We start from the raw sequence: 23123 nt of genomic DNA on the forward strand, positions 1-23123 counted from the left end.
CCCGCCGGGCCGGTCGCGTGTCCCGCTTGCGGCATCGTTTGCCTTTCCTTGCCGCGCCGGCCTCGGTGGCCAACGACTGTCGCAGCCTAGACCGGGCCCACGGGCGCCAAGAAACCTGGGTCGGACGGGATGACACAGACAGCGGACCGCCCGCCCCCGGAGATGGCGGACGTCGGGCTGATCGCCCGCCGCCTCGTGTTGAACGCATACCGCACCCTCTGTGATCATGAACTATCTGGTGTTTCCAGGCCGGTGTCCCTGCGGGGCACCTTGACGGCTTAACTGCATGAGGTGTCTTTCCTCGAGATAGCCGAGGGAAGAAGCCCGCTCCGATTCTGGTGGCGGGCGGCGGTGTGAAGGGGCCGGGCGCCAAGGGACGACCCGTCGTGGGCCTCCCGGAGTCCCAGCAGTCCCTGCCCGAGGTCGACAGGCTGGAACACCTGCGGGAAGCACTCGCTGCTGTGGCCATCGCCCTCGCCCACGTACACGGACGCCTGGCCTGGTTCCTCGGCGCAGCTGCCACCGCCCTCACGCCAATCCTGCACTGGCGCGCCCTCCCCGCCGAAGACGGCCCCACCTGCGGTCACGGCCGGCGGCGGCCGCTAGGAGCACGACGAGCACGTGGGGGCTGCCGCGGCCTCCCGGCGCGAGCGGGTTGTTGTTCATGGAAGGACTCCTTCCCATGGTCACTGCCCGGGGGTGCCCCGGGAGGGCAGATGCAACGACCGGGAGTTCCGGAGCGGCTCTGCACACCCATTTCCGCATGCCGCCTCGGGCGCATTGCGGGAAACTTCGCGGGGGTAACTCCCGTACGGCTTTCGGCGGATCCCGGTGCGCAGGCAATCCGGACGGGGCAGGCTGGACGTCGTGGACCGGCTGGCGGGCTGGTCTGATCGTGCGCTGCGGGAGGGGCTGGTCGTGGGGGACGGGGTGCTCAAGGCGTTGGGGGCCGCACACGAGGGTCGGTGGGTGTGCTGCTGGCCGATGGCAGCGAGCCGGGGCCGGTTTACTTCGAGGTGGGCAGCGGTTCGCACATGCCTTCATCGCGGAGTGGCCCGTCTATGACGGCCGGTTCGGCCTGCCCCGGGCCACAGTGCTGCGGGGCAGCTGCTCGTGCGGCTGGCGGGGGATGGCCGAGTACCCGCTCGACTGGACCACCCTCCCCAAGGACAAGCCGCTGTACGAGGCGGACGTCGACCTGTCCGGGCCGATCAAGGACTACGAAGCACATCTGTCGGTGATCCGGGACGCGGCCGTCCACCCCCCCCGGACCTCACCGGGCTCCTCACCGAACTCGTCCGCCGGCTCGACGGCCTGGCTGCCGAGTAGCCGCTGATTGCGTTGAAGGCCCTGGCCGACCTGCGGTACGTCATCGCCCAGGTTGGCCGGGACGCGGCGGGCGATGTCGCCGCCGGGAGGTACCGATCGAGCAGGTGGCAACCGCGCTCGGCACCAGCGAGGCCCCGGCCCGCAGCTACCTCAGGAGCTACCTCCACCCCTGACCCCACCCCACCCACGCCCGCCCGGCACCGCGGAGCCGCTCCAGTTCCCGCACGCCGCAGCACTCGGCCGGTAAAACGGCGCGCCCGCCCGGGTGACGCGCGCCTGACGTCCCCGCTTGGCCTATCAGGTGTTCTGGAGCTGGGAATGCCGCACGGTTCGAATGACGCTCCCCGCCAGCTGGTGGTTGGCTGGACGACGGAGCGGCGTCGCCGGTACGCGAACGACCTGGGTTCGGACGTGGCCTTGGTCAGGGTCACGGCCCGGTCGAACCGTCAGAAGAGTGACCAGGACCCGGCGACGTGGATGCCGGTGCCGGCGGTGAGCAGGTACATCGGTGAGTGGGTGGCGACCAAGCATCGTTGGGGTCTGGCGGTGGACCAGGCCGAGCGGGAGGGGGTTGCTGGGGTACGCGGCCGGCTGCCCGAACGCGAACCTCGCCTTCGAGCGGGCCAGCTGAGACAACCCCTGCCCCGGGCAGGAAACGGCGGCGGCGACCAGCGCGACCGCCGCCGCCGTTTCCTGGAGGGGTATGCCTGCTCCGGGTAGACGTGACCGCCTAGAACGACACGTCGATGTAGTCGATGTCGGTGAATCCGACTTCGAGCTGGTCGGCGCGGGTGCCACCGTCCTTGAAGTACACCCCTGCAGTCCTTCGGCGACGATCCCGCGCAGTTCCGGATCGTGGGCGCCGTGCTGCTGGGCGTCGAAGAGGCGTTGCGCGTACGCGGGCGGGAGGTGGACGGTCAGCCAGCGCATCCGGCCGTCGTCGGTGGTGCCGATGGGTGCGGGGTATCCGAAGCGGGCGCGGGTCTCGACGGTAATGCCGGTGCGGGTGGCGGCTTCCTTTCGGCGGCGGTTGCGCACCACCGGCTGCCAGCGGGCGCGCGCGGCGGTGTCGATCCGGTCGGTGATCGCCTTCGGCGGGTTTTGCGTTCGCCGGTGCGGTCGCGCTCGATCGAGCGCTGGCCGACGCCGAGTTCCGCGGCGACGGCCTTGGTGGTCTTCAGCTTGCCCATCAGGAAGTTGATGCGGCCCTTGAGGGTCTTGGGCGGCTGGCGATGAAAGCCTCGCGGTCCGCGCGCTCCAAGGCGTCGTCGATGTCCCCCACGGCTTCTGTTCTCCTTCGTCCGCGACGGCGTCGCCGCCCTTGATGTGCCTGGCGGGGTTCAGGGCCTTCCCCATGAGGCCCACAGGCACAGCCCGGTACCGATCGGCCTGCCCCTCGTCCTCCAAGGGCAGACCAGCTTCCGTACCGGGCTGCACGCTGCAGATTGCGCGATGAACGAAACGGCTCCGCCCTCGAGGAGGGGGAGCCGTTTGCCGTGGGAGGCCGGATGTGTGGTTCAGGCGTGGCTGTGGTGGTGGCGCTTGTTGCCGGTGACGAGCCGGTAGATGGCGAGGAGGATGACGGAGCCGATGATGGCGGCGATCCAGGTGGAGAGGTCGAAGAAGCCGTCGATGGAGTCGACGCCGAAGATGACCTTGCCGAGCCAGCCGCCGAGCAGGCCGCCCACGATGCCGATGAGCATGGTGATGATGATGCCGCCCGGGTCCTTGCCGGGCATGATCGCCTTGGCGATGAGACCCGCGAGCAGCCCTATGAGAATCCAAGCCAGAATGCCCATGACACGTCTCCTACCTCGATGGATAAAGCTGCTGTCAGCAATCGTCTGCGCCGCGACGGCGTTTCCAAACGTCCCGGTCTTCTGATCCTGGCTCTCGCGATGGCACAGAACAGAGGCAAGGCGCGTCGCTTCCGCGCTTTGGGAACGGCCAGTTCTCCCAACTGCTGCCGGGCCGGGGTCTCGGCGGAGTCGGCGAGGTGAGCGGAGCGCTTGCCGTAGCAGACCGAGAACGGAGAGTGAACGACGTCGTGACCGAGTCGCCGGTGTCCGGCCCGGAACTGAGGGCCGGCGAGTGATCACTGCGGCTGCTACGTACTGGGCGGGATGTCTGCGGACTTGGACGCGCCCGGTTGCCGGAGCCGGCGATTTCCAGGGGTCCTCGTTGCGCTGCGACGCATCGACCTCGGCATCGGCCCAGACGGCTTGGATCGCCGGTGTCAGTGCTACGGGATCAGCCCTCGATGGGGGTTGTCGCGCCGTCGATGTGGACGTTCGCGCAATTCCCCAGGTGCCGTCTGGCTGGGGGCTTGTGACTCGTCTCGTCAGAGGTCGACGCGATGCTCGGCAGCCGATGGGTCATCGACGGAGCCGTAGCGCAAGACGACGTGCGCCGGCCGGAACGGCAGGTCGTTCAGGAGGGGTGCCATGACAGCGAAGAGTGCATCGGCGTCCGGTCCGTAGGCGTAGAGGACTACCTCGCCTCCTCCGTACTCGTTTCCGTCGAACTCGCCGACGTCCGCTTCCTCGATCGTCTCGGTCAGCAGGGACTGGGCCTGGCGGACGACCTCCCGTTGGCTTGGTTCGCCGAGGCCGTCATCGGACAGTCGATAGTGAGCGATGACGGCATGCTCAACGTCGGCTTCTGCTTCGTCTGTGTCGGCCAGGCGGGAAACGATCTCATCCCGGACCGGCATCCTCGCCAGCCTGGCCCTCCCGGACGCGGTCCTAGGTGATCGTGGGCTTGGCAGGCTTGTCGGTCGGGTTCTTGGGCCGCTTGTTCGGGCGGTAGCTGGGGCCGTTCAAGATGAACTGGTGGCTGGTGTTGATCAGCCAGTCCAGGAGTGACTCGGCGACGACAGGGTTGGGGAAGGGGGATACCAGTCGCGGGGAGCCCGGTTGCTGGTGATGATCAGGGACCGGCCCTGGCCTTCGCTGACCAGCTCGTATAGGTCATCGGCCTGGGCCGCTCAGAGCTGGCGCATGGCGAAGTCGTCGAGGATGAGCACGTCGAGCCGTACCAGTTCACGGATCCGCTTGTCCCAGGTGCAGTCCGCGTGGCCGCCAGCGAGGTCCGCGAGGATCCGGCTGGTCGTGGCGAACCGGACGTGGGCGCCCTGGCGAACCGCGAGGTGACCGAGGGCCTGGACCACGTGTGTCTTGCCGACCCCCACCGGTCCGAAGAGGATGACCGACTCGCATGAATGGAGCCAGCGCAGGGCTCCGAGGTCGCGGATCTGGGCGGCCGGGAGCTTCGAGGAGGCGGTGAAGTCGAACTCTTCCAGGGTGACCTGCTGCTCGAACTCCGCCCGCGCCAAACGCCGTTGGAAGGCAACGGTCCCGCGGCGGGTGATGTCGTCCTGGCAGAGGACCTGCAGGAAATCCAGGTGCCCAAGCTCGCCGCCATGAGCAAGGTCGCGCGGCGGTGCGTCGAGCGCTGCGATGTCCGCTGCGGAGGCTGCCGTCCAGGGCTTGGCTGCGTGGATCAGCCCTTCGGCGGGCTGTTGGTCGAGGGACTGCAGAAGGTCTTGGAGGGGGGAGCACGGTGAGAGGCTGCGGCGCGCGCCTCGAACGACGTCGAGCCAGGCTCACAGGACCGCCGAGCACGCAGGTCAGGTCAGCTGCTGGCTGCGTCGCGCAGGGCGAGGGTGGTGCGTGCGGCGGTGGAGAGGTCGGTCTCGTGGACGTGGCGTACACCGACGAGGTTGGCGGCGTCGCTCCATGCACACAGGGTCTGGTCGCCGTCGGGTCCGCTGACGTGGCCGCAGGCGAGGCCGCCGCCGTGCTGGCCGGGGTCGAAGCGGGTCACGTCGCGGGCCTTGGTGGCGGCGAAGAGGTTGCGGAATTCCTGGGAGATGGACTTGGTGGCCTTGGACTCGGCGACCTTGGGGTCCCAGTCGGCGCTGTTGACCATGACGAAGAGGTCGTAGGAGCCGTCGGCGTCCTGGTCGTAGTAGCCGGTCCGGATGCTGTGGGGGAGTTTCCGGTCGGCCAGGACCTCGTCCTCGGCGCGCGTAGCGTCCTCGCCCTTCAGCAGGCGGAAGCGGTCGAAGAGCTCCGGGAGGATGATGACGGGGTATTCCTCGGTCCCGTCCGCGGCGACCGTCTCGAAGGCGCGGGGCTCGGGGTCGTAGGAGGCGAAGGCCTTCACGCTCGCGACGGCGGCGATGAACACGCTCACGCCCGCGATGAACCAGGTCCGCTTCCTCTTCCCCCGCACAGTTTGTGCCGGATCACTGCCGGGCGGGGTGGACTCCTTGCGCCAGGCGTGGGTCAGCCACCACAGCACACCGATGCCTATGGCGGCGGCGGTCATGTAGCCGAAGACCTCGCCGAAGGCCCAAGCCTGCGAGGTGGGGTCAAGAGAAGAAGCAACGATCACGCCCGGATCGTACAGGCGACCGAAACCTGCTGAACTGCAATTGCGTCACGGATTAGGCTCCATCCCGGCCCGTGCCGGAATGGAGCGCGCCGGACAGGCCCCGGTCCCCACCCATGGGACGCAGGGGCCGCCCCCACCTTCCGACGCCGCCGCGCCCCGTCGGCGGCCACAGGCGCCCGGGACGGGCGGGCGCTGCGCCGGGCCGGGCCGGCGCGAGGGCGACCGCTCGTACCCTGTTCGACGTCGTGATGACGACACCGTTTGAAGGGACGTAGCCCGTGGAGACGATTCCCGGCCATCCGCACGGGAGGCGCTTCCGGTACTGCTACGCCTGCGAGGGCAGCTTCTGCTCCTGCGGGCGGCCACTACCGCGGGGAGGACACCGGCCCCCGCCTGGAGCTACCCCCCGCGCCCTTCAACCTCCTCGCACCCAACGGGGACTGCGCGGCGAGCCGTAGTATCCGGTGCGGTGCGCCCCCACGCTGGCCGGATGCTCCGGACCGGGCGTTCGCCGTGTCCGGCCGTCGGCCCCGGCACGGGCGCGCCGGAGCGGAGGTCAGCCGTTGTCGTCCGGGTTGTAGACGTCCTTGTCAGCTGGGACATCTACCTGCATGGGCTTGTTGGCAACGCGAATCAAGCGGCGATTCGACAGCATCGGGGAAATCGTTGAAACGCATGGTTGGGGAGATCATGTCATCTGGTACCCGTGAGAACTGGGAGCCCAAGACGCTTCCGGTGGATTCCGAGGCATCGGACCGGCTTCGGGAATGGCTCACTGAAGAGGGCTTCAGCCTCTTCGGTGTCGAGCTCGACTTCCGAGGTGCGGACCTGTCGGGCGGAGATTTTTCGAGCTCGTGGTTCACTGACTCGGTCCTGGCGGGCGTGCGGCTTGCGGGAGCGGTCCTCTATCGCGCCGACCTTCAGTCGGCGGATCTCACCGGCGCGGATCTGACCGGCGCCGACCTGGTCAGGGCGAACCTCGACAGGGCAGCGCTCAGATCGGCGCGGCTCGATGGCGCCGACATGGTCAAAGCCTCGTTGCACGGGGTCGATGCGTCACGAGCGAGCTTCAGGGGAACGCGCATCATGGGTGCATCCCTCTACGGTGTGGACATGAGGGGAGCGGACCTGACCGACGCGGTCCTGTTCCAGAACACCTTCAAGGTCTCAGTCGACGACTCCACGACGGTGCGCGGCCTGATGGGCAGTGTTTTCGGGCCGATCTCCGTCTTCAGCGGCGAATCGTCCCGAGAAGTGGGCGGCGCGGAGCTTGAGGCATGGGTCGCCGAGCGGGGTGGGAAGGTTGAAGTGATCGCTCCGGGAAGTTCCCCGCAATAGGTCCCGACGGCGAGGCGTGGATTCCGCCCGCGCCGGTCCCGCCCGGCTCACCGGGGGCGCAGCAGCAGTCTGTCCTCGGGCTTGCCCTCCTCGGGCGCCGCCCCGAGGGGCAGTGACGGGTCGACGTACCTCCTTGGCGGTTCCTGGGGGGATCGCGAGAGCTCGACGGCCTCTTCGCCGTGGGCCCGCAGCCCTTCGAGGACCTTCACCAGCGGCCGGTAGCTGCCCGAGGTGAACATGTCCTCCGGCTCCTCACCGGGCCGCAGGAACACGGGCACGATCAGGGAGGCGAATCTGCCCTCTCCGGCTTCTGGCGCAGGGCCCGGCCGATGGCCTGGACGATGTCGTGCGGAGCTCCCTTGGGATCCAGGAGCGCCACCGAGTCCACTGCCCGGATGTCGACGCCTTCCCCGAGGACCTTGCAGTTGGCGAGGACCGCCCGCCGGGCAGTCGAGCCGAACTCGGCCAGGACCTCCCGGCGCCGTTTGGGCTCGGGTTCACCGCACAGCCAGTCCGTCCACATCGGGCGGGGGTGGGTGTCGGAGTCGTCGACATGGAGTTTCGCCGGGACGGCCGGCAAGCCCTCGGCGTAGGCCTGGGCCTCTATGGTCCGGTGGTGGAAGGTGATGGTGGTCTGCAGCCGGTGCGCGGCCATGGTCCGCAGCAACGCGGCCTGCAGCCCGCGATCCTCTGCCCGCGCACCTCCTCCCCGTGCCGCTCCGTACCGCGCAGCTTTTTTGGGGGTGAGGACCTGGTCCTGGATCTCCACGACGGTGATCTGGTACCGGGCCAGCAGCCCGCGGGTCACCGCCTGCGCCATGGTGAGCCGGTACAGGACGGGCCCGAAGATGCTCTCGTCGTCCATGGAAGCCGCCATCTCCCGCGGCAGCCGGTTGCGCACCCCCTCGCCCACATCCCGGGGTGCTGACCGCTCCTGCCAGATCCGGGCGTGGCCGTCATGTACAGGCGGCGGGCCGCCGGGATCACAGTGTGGGCGTGGATCTCCGCCCACGCCTTGCCCATCGACCCGCTCGTGCTGCGCCTCGTCCACGACCGCGAGGTCCACCGGCGCTAGCTGCGCGTAGGTGGCGTAGATGGTCACCGGCCCCTGCCCGTGCCACAAGGCCAGCTGCACCGGGTTCGTCGTGCAGCGCACCTTCAGGGACCACAGCTCCGGATCGTCCTGCAGCGAGCACACCGCCACCGCCGGCCCCGTGTGCCCCACCGCGTGCCACGCCTTCACCGTCTGCGCCAGCAGCTCCGGCGTCGGCACCAGGACCAGCACCCGCCCGCCCGGCACGAGCCGCCGCGCCGCCTCCGCCGCCCATGATCGTCTTCCCGGTTCCGCACGCGGCGACGTCCCCCCCCCCCCCCCCCCCCCGCAGACCGTTTCGGCCAGGGCGGCTTCGCTGGCGCTCCGCCACATCCCGCCTTTGGGTTACCGGGTCGTGTGGGCGGCCCGGGGCCCGGGGGCGTCACCTGTGGTGGCGCCCCCCCCGGGACTGGTAGCCGCCGATGCCCGCGGCGACGAACAAGCTCAGGCGCCGCAGCGCAACCGTCTCTGGCAGGATCACCCCATGACGTTCTGCAGAGAGGACCATGCCACGTAGACGGTCCGGGCGTGTCCGCGCCGCGCAGTGGCCGCGGCACCGGCTCACCTATCAACCCCCTGTTGCCTGCCGCAGTTGCGAGGGTCGAGGGGAGCCGGAACTACCTGTGGCCTGGCGTCACGGCTGAGTCCGTGAGGATTTGACGAGGTTTCGTGCGGGACCCGTACCGCCTCCTCTGGAGTGAGTACGAGGATGGCGGCTGCGGTGTGTGGCAGGGCTGCGGCAGCCCCTTCGAAGCACGAGAGTTCTTGGAGGCCGTGATCCACGGTATGTCCCGCCGCCGAGCTCGTGAGCTTCGCTTCCTCGTAGACCAACTCGACAACTCGTACTGAGCGAGTTCAGGCAGGACGTCCAACGGCGAATTAACCGCGTTCCCAGTAAGTACAGGAGCGTGGGACGTCCCTGGCCTCTGCGGTTGGGTCGGGACAGAGCGAAGGCATACCACTCGGAACGGGAGCCCGCTCCCAGTGCGGTGACATCGAACCAGGATTCTCCGATTGGTCCAGGTAAACAGTGAATGCATCACATAACAGCACGAGAGCCAACCATCCCGTACCTGCCCACAACCAGACCTTCCGCGACACCACTCCCCCTCGACCCCGATCAACCCGGGAACAGCTTGCCTGGCACACCCACGCGGCGTTCCCCCAGCCTCAATACTTGCTAGCCGAAGTCGGGGGCGGACGCGGTGTTGGCGGTGCAGGTCGGCCGGATCCAGCCGTGATCGCGCTCGCAACGGGAGCCGCCCGGTGCCGCGCCGCCGAGGCGGCTGCCCCTCCGCCGGTCTCAACGCGTCCTCGTTGAGGCCCGCCTCACCCGCAGCAGAGCACGGCAAGCAGCTTACCGCCGGATCCTTGACCGCTGGGGGTCGCGCAGAATCAGGCCGCGTACCCTCGGCTGCGTGCCTCGCCATTCGAAGAAGCCCAGGCGGCTGGTCGTCGACGGACGCGTGTTCATGTGGACCATGCGCCACAGCCACCGAAGGGACGGCGACGGCCGGGCCGTGGACTGCTGCCAGACCCTCACGCTGTCCCCGCAGCCGGCCGGCACCGGAGGCCCGCTGCGCATTGTCTTTGCCGACGGCCCCGGCCGGTACGTCCCGGGTGGGGCTCCCTTCGGCTCTGGGGACGTGGGCTTCATCCGGGGTGCAGACCTGAACCTGCACGAGCCGGGCGCCGTGCGGGCCCTGCTCGACGTGGCGATGGCCCGAGGGTGGCAGCCGGGGGAGCGGCGGGCGGTGGAGCTCGACGGCTGGTCCCTGCTGGTGGAGGCGGCCGCCGCGCGAGCCGGGGACGCCGACCCCGAGAGCCCGTAGGGTGGGCGGCCGACGGGACAGGCGGTAACTCGTCCGATGCTCGGCCTCCACCCGATCACGGCCGTCCAGTGGCGCCGCCGCGCCGCCACCGACTGGACTGCCTACCTCCAAGCACGCCAGCGCGCCCTTATCGACGAGCCTCCACACCCCGGGCGCTGATCCGGTCGTCAGGGAACTCCGCCGGGGAGAGCCGGGCAGGCAACCTCAGTACAGGGGGGGGGTGCCGCTCGTCGGCGCATGAGCGGCTCACGTGGGGACGCCAGTCGGCCTGCATGTGCCGGGCGGGCCCAATGCGGTCGCAGACACCACGGTCGGCCGTGCTACCCGTTCATACCGATTCACTGCGAATTGATGGTATTGGGCAGGTTATTGCCCTGAGTTCCAGCATGGGTGCCCATAGGTGGGGCTGGATGGGCAGACCTAGACTGGGCTGCGGGAACACGGCGGGGGAGTGAAGTCATGGATGTCGGTGAGCGCGTGAGCGGTGTGGTGGAGGCTCCGCTGATCGCCGCTGCTCGGGCTGGGGACACGTTCCTTGTGAAGCAGCTTCTGGAGGATGACGGGGATTACGGGGACTGCGACGAGCGGACCGCCGCGTTCGCTGTGGCTGTCCAGGCGTTCCACGGTGACATCGCTGAACTGCTGCTCTGGACGGGGGCGGATGCCAGCAAGTGCGCGCCGGACGAGCTGCTGCCCCTGCGCGAGGCGGTTGATTCGGGTTCGCCCGCGCTGGTCGACGCCCTTCTGACCCACAGCATCCGGGACAGGTACGCGGCGTCCGAGCTGATGGAGATGCGGGATCTCGCGCGCAGATGGCACGAGGCGGGGGCCGAAGCCGAACTGCGACGCCGCACCGGATCCCAAGACGATCTTGTCTATACCCGGGTCCAGGACGTTGAGTACTACACAGTCGGCGAGCTCACTCTCGGCGGAATGACCGTGCGGGACGGGCACGGGGCGATCCTCACGGGCCTGGAGGAAATGCTCGGCATCCGTGCCTCGTGCGAGGAACTCATCACACGCGCGCTGGACCGGGACCAGGACCACGCAGCGTGGGGACGGGCCGCGATTCTGCTGTCTCACCGACGTGAGCATGAGACCTGGGCGGCCGCTGAGACCTTGCGCGCTGATGCAGACCCGTCCTGCCGGTTGTTCGGTGCCGAGCTGATGCGGCTGATCGAGCTCTTCGCCGACAGCCACGAGGAAGAGTTCTGCGTCCTCGCCGTAACCGCCCTCACCGACTGGTCGGCAGAGGAGACGGACAACGCCGTCCTCACAGAGGTGCTGCACGGCCTCTATTCGTCCGCCGGACCGTGTGCTGAAGCGGCCCTCCTGGCACATGTCGGCCACCACAACGCTGGCGTCCGGCGAGCGGTGGCCGCCGGGCTCGGTACGCGCTCGGACTCCACATACCTGTCCGACGAAGCTCGTGAGGCACTCCTGGTGCTGATGAGCGACCCTGACACAGACGTACGGATCGCGGCCTGCCTCAGTGTTGGCGCGGTCGGGAACGGCGATCTCGCGCTGACCGATGCCATGGCGGCTCTCCTCGACCACCCGGAGCGCCGGGTCCAGCTTGTTGCGGTGTACGGTCTCGCACTCCACAACGACGAGCGGTGCGCGGAAGGGGCAGACCGTCTGGGCCAGCCGCGGCGCGGCTTTCGCAACGAGGAAGCGGGCTACCTCGACGCGGCGTGGCGGTATCAATGGCGCCGCGACCACAACTGATGTCAGCCTGCCCCTGTTGTCAGGTGCATCGGAGCCAGGAGTACCGCACGACTCGAATAGTGCTCCCCGCCAGCTGGGGCGTCGGCGTGGACGGCGGCTCGTCGTGAGGCGTACGCGAACGACCAGGGCCAGCCGGCCTCGCTGGTCGCGGTGACGGCCCGCTCGAACCGGTCCAAGGCAGACCAGGACCCGGCGGAGTGGCTGCCGTCGCCCCCGGACGCGCTGTGCCGGTATGGCGCCGAGTGGACCGCGAACAAGCTCCGCTGGGGCCTCGCGGTCGATGAGACGGAGCGTGACCGGCTGCTCGACATCGCGGCTGGCTGCGGCGGCACGGATGTGGAGTTCACCCCCGCCCCGTAGGACAGCCCGAAGCCGAGGGCCGCCACCGGTCACGGTGGCGGCCCTTATTCGTGCTGCTGGGCTGCTCGTGCCCGCGGCGTGGCCGGGACGTGCGTTGTTGGCAGGCGGGGGTGTGGGCGGCGCGGGCGGTGCAAGGCGGCAGGCGGGAGGGAGGCCAGCGGCTTTTTGGCGGGCCGCGCCGGATTGGTCGCCCAAGCGCCCGATGCTGACGCCCGACCAGTCACCCATGCTGGCTACAAGGCGTCCCAGGCGTTCGACCCGCTCCAGATTCGCTTTCTGCGGCCGTCGCTGGACGCCTGGCTGCTCGAGGCCACTCGGCCCGGTTCGTTGCCGACCTGGTCGACGAGGAACTCGCCCCCTCTCACCAGGTCTTACCGGTGCGCTGCACACCGCTGTGCTTGATCGTCCGGGACGTCACTTCATGTCTCGATGCGGGCCCCGGTCGCGGTGACGTACGTCCGGTGCGCCCCTGTGCGGGGCCCTCGGCGAACTGGCCCTCGGGGGCGGGCTGGACCTGGCGCTGGCCTGGGCCGCGTTCTGCCGCACCTTGAGCGTCTGAAGCGTGATGGCGTGGTCTGTACGGATGCGCTGCCTTCCGGATGCGGGGATCACGTGATCATCCTGCCCCTCCCGTGCACTGTGCGGTCTGAAACCCCAGCTCGGGTCACGCTGTGCAGGGTGGAGCTACCTTCTGGTGTTGATCACCGAATAGGTTCCCGGAACGTGTGTATGCAGGAAGTGCCGACGGGTTTGCGACGTCTGGACTGTATTCCTGCTCGGTAACCATTTTCATGGGGGAATCGATGAAGCGTAGGTTGGCTGTCACCGGCGCGATTGCGGCCGGACTGCTCGTGCTGTCGACCGGAAACGCTTGGGCGGGGACGAACATCACCGTGAAGACAACGGACAGCACTCCGGGTGGAGGCGCCACCTTCCAGGCCAACGGCGACAGGGTGGTGGTCTGCGATCTTCAAGAGGACGGGCTCCCGGCGGTGGGGTATCTGCGCCGATACGACGGCGCACTGTGGTCGACCACTGTCGCCGGGGGCTACAACACCTGCAAGGAACGGTCCATCGACATCCCGGAGGGTCAGAAGGTGACGCTCACCGTCTGCCTCATCAAGGACGGCAAGGACGTCTTCTGCCGGACGGCCGCCGGCGCCGCCTGACCCGCAGCCGCGAAGATTAGCCCGCCCCCTCGTGCCGAGGGCGGGCATTTCGCGATCGCCGTACCGTCGGGCTCGCGTCCGGTCGCCAGTCAGTGGTTGCGGCGTGCCCGTCTTCAGGCGGCGGGGGAGAGGCGCTTCCCACTCAACTCCCGGCTGGCTGTGCTCCAGGGAGACGATGTGGTCTCCGACTTGATGCTGGGAGAGGCGGGTCTCCTCAAGGCGCTCCTGCTCGCTGCGGGCCTCGCGACTACCGCTGGAGATGTGTCCCGCTTCCCGTCCGGGCCCGCTGGCCGGACGGCCCATGAGGGTGCTGCGTCCGGGCCAGCGGGTCAGGAGCGTATCTAACACATGCGGGCGGATGTCAGCCGTTGTTACAGAGCCACCGGGCGGCACGGATGACTTCGTCGTGGCGACGATGGGGCGACCGCCGATCCGGCCCGGCTGGCCGGCCAAAGGCTCCGGGCGTCGGCCGTCCAGGGTCGGCGCCGCCCCGGGGGCCTTGATCTCGCGACGTACGTTGCTGCAACGGGATTGATGGCGCACGTCATCGTGGCCAGCCGCCGAAGGTCGTCGGCGTCGCGGCGAGCCTGCGCGCGAATGCCGTCGACGGCGGTCTGCGCGTCCAACCCTGCCGAGCCCAGGCTTCGGCGAGCTGGTGGGGCAGGGTCGCCACCTCATGGCTTTCGGTCAGGAACTGGATGACGCGCCCGTACCGCGTTCCAGCCGTCCCGGACTGCCGGAGCTTCGTGTATTTCACCCCGGTCGCCTGCTGCGTCTTGCGGGCGCGGCGCTGGTGCACCTGCGTCACCTGCTTGTGAGGGGAGCAAGCTGACCGGTCAGGGCTGTGACCCGGGTGGGCTGGGCACGCCGCGGCCCCTCAGGAACCGTGCGGTTCCTGAGGGGCCGCGGTTGCTGCGGTCAGTGCTCCCAGGCGGCGGCGCCACGCAGGAGGTGGTGGTCCGACATACCCGGAGTGCAGGCCGCGGAGTCACCGCGGACGGTGGTGAACCAGTAGTAGCTCAGGAAGATGTAATCGATCTTCCCGGGTTCGCTGACCTTGGGTGAACACCCCGGCTCGGCGGTTGCTTCACCGCTGCGGCAGCGATCCCCGCTCTGCGGACAGTCGACTCCGGTGAAGTAGTCCTTGTCGTTCTCGTCGACCTCCTGGAACACCCCGGTCCCACCACTGTGGGCGTAGAGGGGTGCCATGTCCACGTCCTTGGGGAGCTGATTGAAGTCACCCGCGAGGACCACCGGGTCGCCCCCGTTCGCAAAACCCCTGGTGATATCGGCAACCCTCTGAATCTGCGCCTTGGGGTTGTTGAGGATGGTCGGGGGGACCTTGGGGTCCGGGTCGGCGATCACTTTGTACGAGTAGTCGATGTGGGTGTTGCAGGCACGGACCGTGCGCCCGGTAACGGTCGTCCTGGCGCACAGAAGGATACGGTCCTCTCCCGGTGTCTCCTCCGGAAGGAAGTTGACGGACCGGGTGCCGTTGTTGATCGTACCTGGGGCGCCCTTGGCGAAGATGGCCAGACCGTAACGCTTGTCGGTGCCCCACTTCGCACACCCGCTCGTGGATGCCAGTGTCGCGCCCCAGACCGAGTCGTACTTGTTGCCGCTGGGGCGGTCCTCCAGCGAGTCGCGCAGCAGGGTCCACTGCCCGTAACACATCTCCTGCAGCATGACCAGATCAGCGTCCCAGCCGTCCATGGCGTTCACGATCTTGTTGCGCCACGCGTCCTTGATTCCTCGTAGATGGCGCACGCAGCCCCGCAGACGTTGTAGCTGATGAACCTCGGCTTCGGCCAGTTCTGCGCATCGGGAGTGTCGGCCTGCGCGGGACTGGGCCCGGAAGCAAGAACCAGTCCTATGAGGAAGACCGCTGCGAAGAACGCTCTGAATGCCGCTCGCATCGGGGCACCCCTTTCATGATCATCGGATGCACATCGTGGCAGTCATGCAAGGCATCCGAACGGGCAGTGGCTGGACAAGCTGTCCCTGTCCGATACGACTGTCGTATCTCGACGGAGAATTCGATTCGCTCGGTCAGTCGCCGGTGGTCGATCCGTGTGGTGGTGATGGCGGTGTGAGCCCCCCGCTCGCGGAGCCATCGCGAAACGATGTCCAAGCCGGGACCCCGCCGGCCCGGTGGGCGGACGCGGCACGGGCCGGGACGTAGGCCCACAGCGCGACACCGATGAAGACCACCTGCTCGGGGATCCTGAACCACAGAGGTGTCGCCGTCTCTCCGTTGAGCGGGATCTGCTCGACGGCCGCGTGGATGTTGGCCGGGAGCATCAGGACGAACAGCGCGGCGAGGCCGAGCCCGGCCGTCGGCCGGGTGGTCTCCCGGATGAGTCCGGCGGCGCCGAGGAGTTCCAGGACGCCGGTCGCGTAGACCGCGAGGCGGGGGAACGGCACGAACGGCGGAACCATTGCGGCCAGGTCGTGGTGGCCGGGCACGGGGCCGAGGGCGGACGGGACGAAGTGCGCGCCCGCCGTGAACACCAGCATGACCGCGAGGCCGTGCAGGACGGACACCCGCCAGCTCCCGAACCGTCCGACGCCGAACGCGCCGAGCAGCCTGAACAGCACGGCGGGGACGGCGAAGAGCATGAGTGTGCCGAACATGGGAGGAAAATCCCTTCACTGGGTGGGTGGGTCTGCCGGTCGCGCTCGGCCCCCATGCACATGCCCGGCATGGCGTACGCACAGAACAGAAGCGTTTCGCCATCCCCGGCTGACGCCGACCGGACTCGACTGGCACAGCACCGCGCCCGCGCGCCGGGCGGCGGCCGACCGGTCACCCGAGAAGGGTGATCCCGATCATGCGCGCCCCGGTCTCCGTGCGCGGGCGGTGCGTGCTGCCCGGCGCGAACACCACGTAGCTCCCGGCCGCGAGGCGCCGACCGTGGTCGATGAACTCGCCGGACACCACGTAGTAGCGTTCCTCGGTCTCGTGCACGTCCTCTTCGGGCCATTGCGCACCAGGGGCGAAGTCGTACACCCACCCACGCGCCCACGCCGTGGCGGGCAAGCGCCTGCGGACGATGCCGGGAGCGACCTCGGTCGGGTCGATGTCATCGACGTGGACGATCTGTACGGTGTCGGGTTCTTGAGTCACGGAGATCATGCTCGCGGCCGATCCGCCGCCGCCCCAGAGTCAGGATTGACGCGGAGAGGTACTTTTCTGCCATGAGCCTTCACCGCGTGGTGTGCCTTCTCCTGCCGCCGCAGTCCACGTTCGAGCTGGCCAGCGCCGCCGAGGTCTTCGGCCTGAACCGGCCCGGTCTGCCCGCCCGTTACACGTTCGAGGTCTGCACCGAGCGGCCCGGCCCCCTGCCGACGCTGGCCGGCTACGACATGGCGGTCACGCACGGGTTGTCGGCCTTGCAGCGCGCGCAGACCGTTCTCATCCCCGGTTGGCAGCAGCGCGCGAGCGCTCCCTCACCCGGCGTCGTGGACGCGATACGGCGGGCGCATCGCCGCGGCGCCCGTATCGTCGCGCTGTGCTCCGCGGCCTTCCTGCTCGCCGAGGCCGGACTGCTGGAGGGCCGCAGGGCGACCACCCACTGGCGCATGGCCGACGAACTCGCCGCCCGGCATCCCGGGATCCAGGTCGAGCCGGACGTGCTCTACATCGACCTGGGCGACGTGGCCACGAGCGCGGGCACAGCCGCGGGCATCGACCTGTGCCTGCACCTGATCCGCACGGATCAGGGCGCCGCCTACGCAACCCAGGTCGCCCGGCACATGGTCATGCCGCCCCATCGCGAGGGCGGGCAGCTGCAGTACGCCACGCTCCCCCTCACCGACCGCACGCCCGACTCCCTGGCCCCCGTCCTGGACTGGGCCGCCGAGCGGCTGCACGAGCCGTTGACCGTCGACGACCTCGCCTCGTTCGGGGCCGTCTCCACGCGCACGCTCGCCCGCAGGTTCGCCGAGCAGCTCGGCACGAGTCCGGGCAACTGGCTGCTGCGGCAGCGGGTCATGGCGGCCCGGGCGCTCCTGGAGGAGACGGATCTGGCCGTCGAGACGATCGCGGTCAGGACCGGCCTGTCCTCGGCCGCCAACCTCCGCCGGCGCTTCCACGCGCTGGTGCACACCACGCCCGCGGCCTATCGCCGCTCCTTCCGGCACGAGACGGTGGGAACGCGCAAGCGGGGCTCCGACGTGGCCCCCGCCTGACCAGGTGCGGCACGGCCCCTGGTCCAGCGTCGCGGCGTCGGCGCGAGGCGGCGTCGCACCCACCGGAGCGACTGCCTCGGCGCGACGGACTTGTCGCCACGAGGGCGGGTAAGCATGCAGGGTTGGCTCGCCCTCACGCGAACATCGCGCGGGGGCCGGAGGGCGAGCAGGGATTGCGGGACCGGTTGGAGACGGACATAGTCGTCGAGGCGCGCGTATACCGGCAGCCCCCAGGCCGACGGCCGTACTCGAGCCGGACCGGTGGGACGACTTCGGGTTCCGCACCCAGTACGCCCTGTCGATCCTCAACACCGACGGCGCACGGCACGAAATCGGCAGCGCCAAGATCGCAGATCGCGGCATAGCGGAACGCGAGAGCGGTGCGATGCTCCTGCCACCGCGATTCACCGCACTCGACGACACCTTCTTTCCCTCGGGCAGGACGACACTTACTACGAGCGGCTGCGCCAGCTCGGGGACAGCATCCGCGTCAGCGTACTGGCCGGGCTGCGGGACATGCCTTCGACGGACGTGCCTATGACCTCGCCATGAGCCAGGCAGCCACCCGCACATCGCTGCTGCGTTTCATCCGGCTCGGCTCGGCACGGTGCAAGAGCAGTTCCGCCGCATCGCCCGTGGCGGGGCCGTTGCCGACCCGCACGCCGACCCGGAAGCTGTCGGCCGGGTCATCGAGGACAACCGCGACCAGAGCCGGTCCTTCGCCAACCTCGTGAGTGTCTCCTTCAGCGCCTTCGACGACCTGCCCTTCCTCCCCGAGGACGACGAGACCTTCCCCACCATCCACGTCGGGCTGCGCACACCCTCAGCCGGCCGCACCCCACGCATGAAGTCGCGGTGGCAGCTCAAGCGCGACTTCGCCGACAGCGTCGAAGCCTGCCTGACCGGCGAACAGGGACACCGCTGGCTCAGCGCCCTGCACACCCTGACCTACGCCGGCAGCGGCCTGCTGGGCGAGGACTGGCTGGGGGACTTCCAGGGCGCCGACAACGCCGGCCGCCGCCGCGCCAAGGCGCGCAAGCTGTTCGCCTCCCTCAGCTCCGGCCACAAGGTCGTCCTGCTGACGGTGACCCGGCTGGTGGAGCACGTCGGCGAGCGCACCCTGGTGATCCTCGACGAACCCGAGACCCATCTCCACCCTCCCCTGCTGTCCGCCTTCATCCGCGTCCTGTCCGATCTGCTCACCGACCGCAACGGCCTCGCGATCGTCGCCACCCACTCCCCGGTGGTCCTGCAAGAAGTGCCCGCCCACTGCGTGTGGATTTTGCGCCCCTACGGCGACCGCGTGATAGCCGACCAGCCCGGCATCGAGACGTTCGGCGAGAACGCGGGCGTCCTGACGCGGGAAGTGTTCGGCCTGGAGGTCACCGCCACCGGCTTCCACCGCGACCTGGCCACCCTCGTCGACGACGGGCACTCCTACCAGAGCATCATGGAACGCTTCGGCGGCCGCCTCGGCGGTGAAGCCCGCATCATCGTCCGCTCCCTGGTCGCCGACCGCGACCTCGGCGACGAAGCCTGGGTCATCCCGGGGGACAACTCCTGATGAAGCCGCTGCCCAAGCCCGTCCTCGACGCCCGCACCGCGTACGCCACCTGCATTTCGAAAGCCCGCCCCGCGAAGACCAAGGCGCGCCTGCAGAAACTGGAGGACCAGGTCGCCACCGCAGCGGCTGACTACGTGAAGGCCGCCGCCGGCGCGGCGCTGCACACCCTGGACCACCTGAAGGGTCAGCCGGACGGCGACGACGAGAACGCCACCGGCAATAAGGCCCTCACCGGCTGCTACACCTCCCGCATGGCCCGCAAAGGCAGCCCCGGCCGGGCTCTGTACGAGCAGCTTCTGGCGGCCGCCAAGGGCCTGTGCCCCCTGTGCGGGCACGGCTACGCCAACACCCTCGACCACAACCTGCCCAAGGCCACCTACCTTCTCCTCGCCGTCACCCCGGCCAACCTGGTACCGGCCTGCCTGACCTGCAACCATGCCAAAGGCGAAAGCGCGCCGGCCAGCGCCGCCGAACAGACCCTCCACCCGTACTTCGACGACATCACCGACCACGCCTGGCTGGCTGCCCGCCTCACTGCACCACCCGGTCCGGGCGTCTTCCACTACGTCAACCCCCACCCCGACTGGACTCCGACACTGACCGCACGGGTGAAGCAGCACTTCCGCACCTTCAAGCTCGGCAATCCGTACTCCGCCCAGGTCGGTACCGAACTGGCCGCCCTCAACGACTACCTGCGCAGCAAGCCGTACACGGCCATCGTGGACGAACTGCAACACCGTGCCGCCAGCTACGGCAGCCGCAACTCCTGGCAGGCAGCCCTGTACCGGGCCCTGGCCGCCAGCCCCTGGTACGTCACATCCGGCTACCTCAACGAGTGGGACGACTGACCGGCGCAGCGCTACACCGCCGGGGTCTGCAGGGGTCTCGAACAGGGTCTGGCCGTTAATGGGGCCAGGGCTGTGGGAAGGTCCGGCGGGGCACAGGCCGTAACCGCTACCTGCCCCCTCGGCCGGGGCTGCAGTGGCGCTGGCGGCGGCCGGCAGGCGGCGCCTGCGGCTGTCCCATAGGGCTGGGGCGGGAAAGATGACCGTGGCCGCAGTTGCTTACTGCCGTGCCGCGTCAACGGACAGTGTCGCGTTGGGTGACCGGGTAGCCACCACTGGCCCCGCGGGCGCAACAGGAGCATCGCTTCCGAAAGTACATCGGACGTTGCCGCTGGTTCTGCTGTCGCACGCCAGCTGGACCATCTCCTTTGAGGCGGGTCTTCCGCGCCCCGTCCCGTGGGTGCGCAGGCCGTGGGCCGGAGTCGGGCACTGCGGCAGACGCCGCAACAGGCCCCGCCCTGCGGTAGCCGGACAATGCCGCACTGGTGCCGGGCCAGGTGCGTCAACTCGATTTCACTGAGGCGGAGTTTGGCGAGCGGCCGCCGGGTGAGACCGAGGAGGGTGGGTGCGTAGCACGGTGGTCTTGCGGGCGTTGTACTCGCCGATGACGGCAATGGTGTGCCGGGTCGGCTCGGAGGGCGCGCTGGTTGGAGCCGTCTCCTCGGCGTGTCACGTTTCTGGGCGCGTTCTTTCTGCGCAGGGGGGACCTCCCGAGGGGGCTGCAGAGCGTCCGTTCGGGTGGCGTCACTCCTTCGCCGACGGTAAGTGCTGCTGAAGGTGCGTCGGTCCGTGCTGTGCTGTGGCAACGACCTGGAACGTGGTCGTTCGCGGGCCCGCCCGCTGTTCGTGGCGGGCCCGCCCAACAGCGAAGGAGGACTGATGTCGCGTCAACGCAAGGACCGGCGAGGCCGGGGCATGGTCAGTCAACTGCTTTCCTGTGCAGTCTTGTTGACTGTGGCCGTGCTAAACGCCTCCGGGGCCAATGCCGCTGCGGTGCACTCCAAACCGAACCGCGACTGGGACGCCATCGCACGGTGTGAATCCGGCGGAAACTGGCGGGCGAACACTGGCAATGGCCATTACGGCGGATTGCAGTTTACGCAGTCGAGCTGGAAAGCGGCAGGAGGTCGCAAGTACGCACCACGCGCGGACCTGGCCACAAAGGCGGAGCAGATTGCGACGGCGAGGAGACTCGCCAAGATCCAGGGCATGGGTGCTTGGACCTGCGCCCGCCGCCGCTAGCCCATGCCCGGCAGTTAGGCCTGGTCAAGCGCCTGACTGGCGGCCCGCTCGTGAAAAGCCTTGCCGACGTCGGCTATCAGGGCCTGGGCGCCCAGACAGCCGTACGTACCGCAGTGCCTGAGTGGAGGGGGCTGCCGTCGGCCACGTGACAGGGGAGCGGCGCCTTACTGATCGTTTCGGAATGAGTTGAGCTGTGGGTCTTGCGCTCGGCGATCTTGGTCGGCAGGGTGTCCGGGGTGCGTGCTGATCTTGTTCCGGATGACCTGTGGGAGAGGGTGGCACCGCTTCTGCCGCCCGCTCCCGAACGGCGCCACCGCCACCCGGGTCGACTGCGTGTTCCAGACCGGGCGGCCTTCGCGGGCGTCATGTACGTCTTGCGGACCGGTGTCGCCTGGCGCGATGTCCCGGCCGAGACCGTGGGCTGCTCCGGCGTGACGGCCTGGCGCCGGCTGCGGGAGTGGACCGAGGCCGGTGTCTGGCCGCTGTCTGCACGCCGCCCGCCCGTCCCGGCTCCAAACACCATCTGATCGTCGACCGCCACGGCACCCCGGTCGCCGTCACGCTCACCGGCGGGAACCGCCACGACGTCACCCAGCTCCTGCCATGCTGGACGCAGTCCCAGCGATTCGAGGTCTACGAGGCCGTCCCCGCCGCAAGCCCCGGCGCCTGTACGCCGATCGGGGCTACGACTTCGACAAGTACCGCCGTCTGCTGTGGAAACGCGGCATCAAGCCGATGATTGCCCGACGCGGCGTCGCGCACGGCTCCGGGCTGGGCAAGGTGCGCTGGGTGGTCGAGCGCGCCTTCGCCTGGCTCACCAGTTCAAGCGGCTCCGCATCCGCTACGAACGACGCGCGGAGCTCCACCAGGGCCTGCTCGAACTGGCCTGCAGCCTCATATGCCTTCGCCGCCTCCGAACTTCATTCTGAAAGATCAGTAAGGGGTGACACGTCGGAGTCGGTGGCAGGGTAGCGAAGTCGGTCTCCTGTCCTTGCGAGCTGCACTCAGGTGAGGTCGAAGGTGACGTTCACGGAGCCGTCCCAGTCCGGTGCCTCCGTGAGCGTGAGGGTTCCATCCCGTGCCTCGACGACTCGCACCATGATCCCTCCGCGGTCCTCGCCGGGAAACGCAATGGAGAAGTGGGGATCCATCTCCATGAGGAAGTCCCAGCCCTCGCGTTGGGCCGTGTCAAGGGCGTTGGTATGCCGACCGGTTGCCCGCCACTGGCCGACCGCGTCGACAGCGACGGTGATGTCGATGTCGTACATCTCAAGGCAAAGTCGAGTGATTGGCCCACCATTCGAGGCGGCCCTGACCCACGAATTGATCCATGAGCACACTATGCACGGTGCCTAGGCTGGCCGGGCAAGCCTGCACGGCTGCATGGCCGTCGTGGGCCAGGCCGCGAGACAGAACTGTACGGGAAAGACCCGATAGGGCCTCGCCTCAGCCAGCGGCGCCCCATATACCTTCGCCGCCTCGCGACCTCATTCTGAAACCATCAGTTAGGCGGTGTCTGACAAATGATCACGGACTGGTTTCGCGAAGCCAGAGGATCAGCGAGGCCGGGACGACTCCGGCGCGGTAGCGGTCGGCGAGCTTGTCGAACCTGGTCGCGATCGCGCGAAACTGCTTGAGGCGTGCGAGGCATCGTTCGACCACGTTGCGGTCGCGGTAGACCTCCTTGTTGAAGCCGGGCGGCCGGCCACCGAGGCGCCCTCGGCGCCGGCGGTTGGCTGCTTGGTCGCGGCGCTCGGGGATCGTGACGGCGATGCCGCGGCGTCGCAGCAGGTGCCGGATCGCCCGGCTGGAGTAGGCCTTGTCGCCCAGGACTCGGGTCGGTGTCGTGCGCGGGCGGCCGGTGCCGACTCTCGGAACGCGGATCCCGTCGAGGACCTGACCGAAGGCGGTGGAGTCGTTGACGTTGCCGGGCGTGAGCACGATGGACAGGGGCAGGCCCCGGCCTTCGACGCGAGGTAGACCTTGGTGGTCAGCCCGCCTGTGAGCGGCCCGGATCTAGCGTCATATGTGGCT

General features: G+C 68.9%; 19 protein-coding genes and 5 pseudogenes. 11 read left to right on the forward strand and 13 right to left on the reverse strand.

Translation table 11 applies throughout. The features are described 5' to 3' along the window. The first annotated feature begins 1129 nt into the window (after positions 1–1129). Entirely contained in the window at positions 1130–1336 is a 207-nt protein-coding gene (locus ACZ3X1_RS28390) for a hypothetical protein (protein ID WP_467281445.1), read from the forward strand. Between the two features lie 723 nt (positions 1337–2059). On the opposite strand, the pseudogene tpg reads toward ACZ3X1_RS28390, so the two are convergent. From tpg to ACZ3X1_RS28415, 5 genes and pseudogenes are all read right to left on the reverse strand, one after another. Then, positions 2060–2611, reverse strand: a pseudogene (gene tpg, locus ACZ3X1_RS28395) (telomere-protecting terminal protein Tpg). Between the two features lie 235 nt (positions 2612–2846). Further along, positions 2847–3128 (reverse strand): GlsB/YeaQ/YmgE family stress response membrane protein, encoded by a 282-nt coding sequence (locus ACZ3X1_RS28400; protein ID WP_467281446.1) that lies wholly within the window; start codon positions 3126–3128, stop codon positions 2847–2849. Between the two features lie 542 nt (positions 3129–3670). Further along, positions 3671–4042, reverse strand: a complete 372-nt coding sequence (locus ACZ3X1_RS28405) for a hypothetical protein (RefSeq protein ID WP_467281447.1) — start codon at positions 4040–4042, stop codon at positions 3671–3673. A gap of 31 nt (positions 4043–4073) precedes the next feature. Continuing rightward, positions 4074–4756, reverse strand: a pseudogene (locus ACZ3X1_RS28410) (ATP-binding protein); the annotation flags it as partial. 206 nt (positions 4757–4962) lie between these two features. After that, the gene (locus tag ACZ3X1_RS28415) at positions 4963–5727 is read right to left on the reverse strand and encodes a hypothetical protein (protein WP_390077303.1); all 765 of its coding nucleotides are present in this window, start codon (positions 5725–5727) and stop codon (positions 4963–4965) included. 675 nt (positions 5728–6402) lie between these two features. Here ACZ3X1_RS28415 and ACZ3X1_RS28420 point away from each other — a divergent pair. Beyond that, positions 6403–7065 (forward strand): pentapeptide repeat-containing protein, encoded by a 663-nt coding sequence (locus tag ACZ3X1_RS28420; RefSeq protein ID WP_467281448.1) that lies wholly within the window; start codon positions 6403–6405, stop codon positions 7063–7065. Between the two features lie 47 nt (positions 7066–7112). Here ACZ3X1_RS28420 and ACZ3X1_RS28425 read toward each other — a convergent pair whose 3' ends face one another. Both ACZ3X1_RS28425 and ACZ3X1_RS28430 read right to left on the reverse strand, forming a co-directional pair. After that, positions 7113–7343: a hypothetical protein gene (locus ACZ3X1_RS28425; RefSeq protein WP_467281449.1), complete on the reverse strand. Its 231-nt coding sequence runs from the start codon at positions 7341–7343 to the stop codon at positions 7113–7115. Between the two features lie 2 nt (positions 7344–7345). Beyond that, the gene (locus tag ACZ3X1_RS28430) at positions 7346–8365 is read right to left on the reverse strand and encodes a helicase-related protein (protein WP_467281450.1); all 1020 of its coding nucleotides are present in this window, start codon (positions 8363–8365) and stop codon (positions 7346–7348) included. A gap of 1211 nt (positions 8366–9576) precedes the next feature. Here ACZ3X1_RS28430 and ACZ3X1_RS28435 point away from each other — a divergent pair. From ACZ3X1_RS28435 to ACZ3X1_RS28450, 4 genes and pseudogenes are all read left to right on the forward strand, one after another. Then, complete coding sequence (locus ACZ3X1_RS28435) at positions 9577–9990, forward strand: hypothetical protein (protein WP_467281451.1); 414 nt, start codon at positions 9577–9579, stop codon at positions 9988–9990. 459 nt (positions 9991–10449) lie between these two features. After that, positions 10450–11718 carry a HEAT repeat domain-containing protein gene (locus ACZ3X1_RS28440; protein ID WP_467281452.1) on the forward strand — a complete coding sequence of 423 codons (1269 nt, stop codon included), beginning with the start codon at positions 10450–10452 and terminating at the stop codon, positions 11716–11718. A 72-nt stretch (positions 11719–11790) separates the two neighbouring features. Continuing rightward, positions 11791–12078 (forward strand): annotated as a pseudogene (locus ACZ3X1_RS28445) (HNH endonuclease); the annotation flags it as partial. Positions 12079–12881: 803 nt separating this feature from the next. Then, positions 12882–13247, forward strand: a complete 366-nt coding sequence (locus ACZ3X1_RS28450) for a hypothetical protein (protein ID WP_467281453.1) — start codon at positions 12882–12884, stop codon at positions 13245–13247. Between the two features lie 544 nt (positions 13248–13791). Here the strand turns inward: ACZ3X1_RS28450 and ACZ3X1_RS28455 are convergent. The 4 genes from ACZ3X1_RS28455 to ACZ3X1_RS28470 form a co-directional block, all read right to left on the reverse strand. Next, positions 13792–14055, reverse strand: a complete 264-nt coding sequence (locus ACZ3X1_RS28455) for a hypothetical protein (protein ID WP_467281454.1) — start codon at positions 14053–14055, stop codon at positions 13792–13794. Between the two features lie 110 nt (positions 14056–14165). Further along, entirely contained in the window at positions 14166–15014 is an 849-nt protein-coding gene (locus tag ACZ3X1_RS28460; RefSeq protein WP_467281455.1) for an endonuclease/exonuclease/phosphatase family protein, read from the reverse strand. A 282-nt stretch (positions 15015–15296) separates the two neighbouring features. Then, positions 15297–15881: a DoxX family protein gene (locus ACZ3X1_RS28465; protein ID WP_467281456.1), complete on the reverse strand. Its 585-nt coding sequence runs from the start codon at positions 15879–15881 to the stop codon at positions 15297–15299. Positions 15882–16053: 172 nt separating this feature from the next. Beyond that, the gene (locus tag ACZ3X1_RS28470) at positions 16054–16374 is read right to left on the reverse strand and encodes a cupin domain-containing protein (RefSeq protein WP_390077287.1); all 321 of its coding nucleotides are present in this window, start codon (positions 16372–16374) and stop codon (positions 16054–16056) included. Positions 16375–16445: 71 nt separating this feature from the next. On the opposite strand from ACZ3X1_RS28470, the gene ACZ3X1_RS28475 reads away from it, so the two are divergent. From ACZ3X1_RS28475 to ACZ3X1_RS28495, 5 genes and pseudogenes are all read left to right on the forward strand, one after another. After that, entirely contained in the window at positions 16446–17438 is a 993-nt protein-coding gene (locus tag ACZ3X1_RS28475; RefSeq protein ID WP_467281457.1) for a GlxA family transcriptional regulator, read from the forward strand. A gap of 607 nt (positions 17439–18045) precedes the next feature. After that, a complete protein-coding gene (locus ACZ3X1_RS28480) occupies positions 18046–19002 on the forward strand; it encodes an AAA family ATPase (RefSeq protein WP_467281458.1) in 957 nt (318 codons plus the stop codon). Beyond that, the gene (locus ACZ3X1_RS28485) at positions 19002–19850 is read left to right on the forward strand and encodes an HNH endonuclease (RefSeq protein ID WP_467281459.1); all 849 of its coding nucleotides are present in this window, start codon (positions 19002–19004) and stop codon (positions 19848–19850) included. Before ACZ3X1_RS28480 ends, ACZ3X1_RS28485 begins: the two co-directional genes overlap by 1 nt. 762 nt (positions 19851–20612) lie before the next feature. Further along, positions 20613–21089, forward strand: a complete 477-nt coding sequence (locus ACZ3X1_RS28490) for a transglycosylase family protein (RefSeq protein WP_390077277.1) — start codon at positions 20613–20615, stop codon at positions 21087–21089. 236 nt (positions 21090–21325) lie between these two features. Then, positions 21326–22018 (forward strand): annotated as a pseudogene (locus ACZ3X1_RS28495) (IS5 family transposase). A 75-nt stretch (positions 22019–22093) separates the two neighbouring features. On the opposite strand, the gene ACZ3X1_RS28500 reads toward ACZ3X1_RS28495, so the two are convergent. Together ACZ3X1_RS28500 and ACZ3X1_RS28505 are read right to left on the reverse strand one after the other, a co-directional pair. Next, positions 22094–22357, reverse strand: coding sequence for a hypothetical protein (locus ACZ3X1_RS28500; RefSeq protein WP_467281460.1), 264 nt, complete (start codon positions 22355–22357; stop codon positions 22094–22096). A gap of 237 nt (positions 22358–22594) precedes the next feature. After that, positions 22595–23101: pseudogene (locus ACZ3X1_RS28505) on the reverse strand (IS5 family transposase); the annotation flags it as partial. Positions 23102–23123: the final 22 nt, after the last annotated feature.

The organism is Streptomyces sp. NPDC023541 (assembly GCF_055559995.1).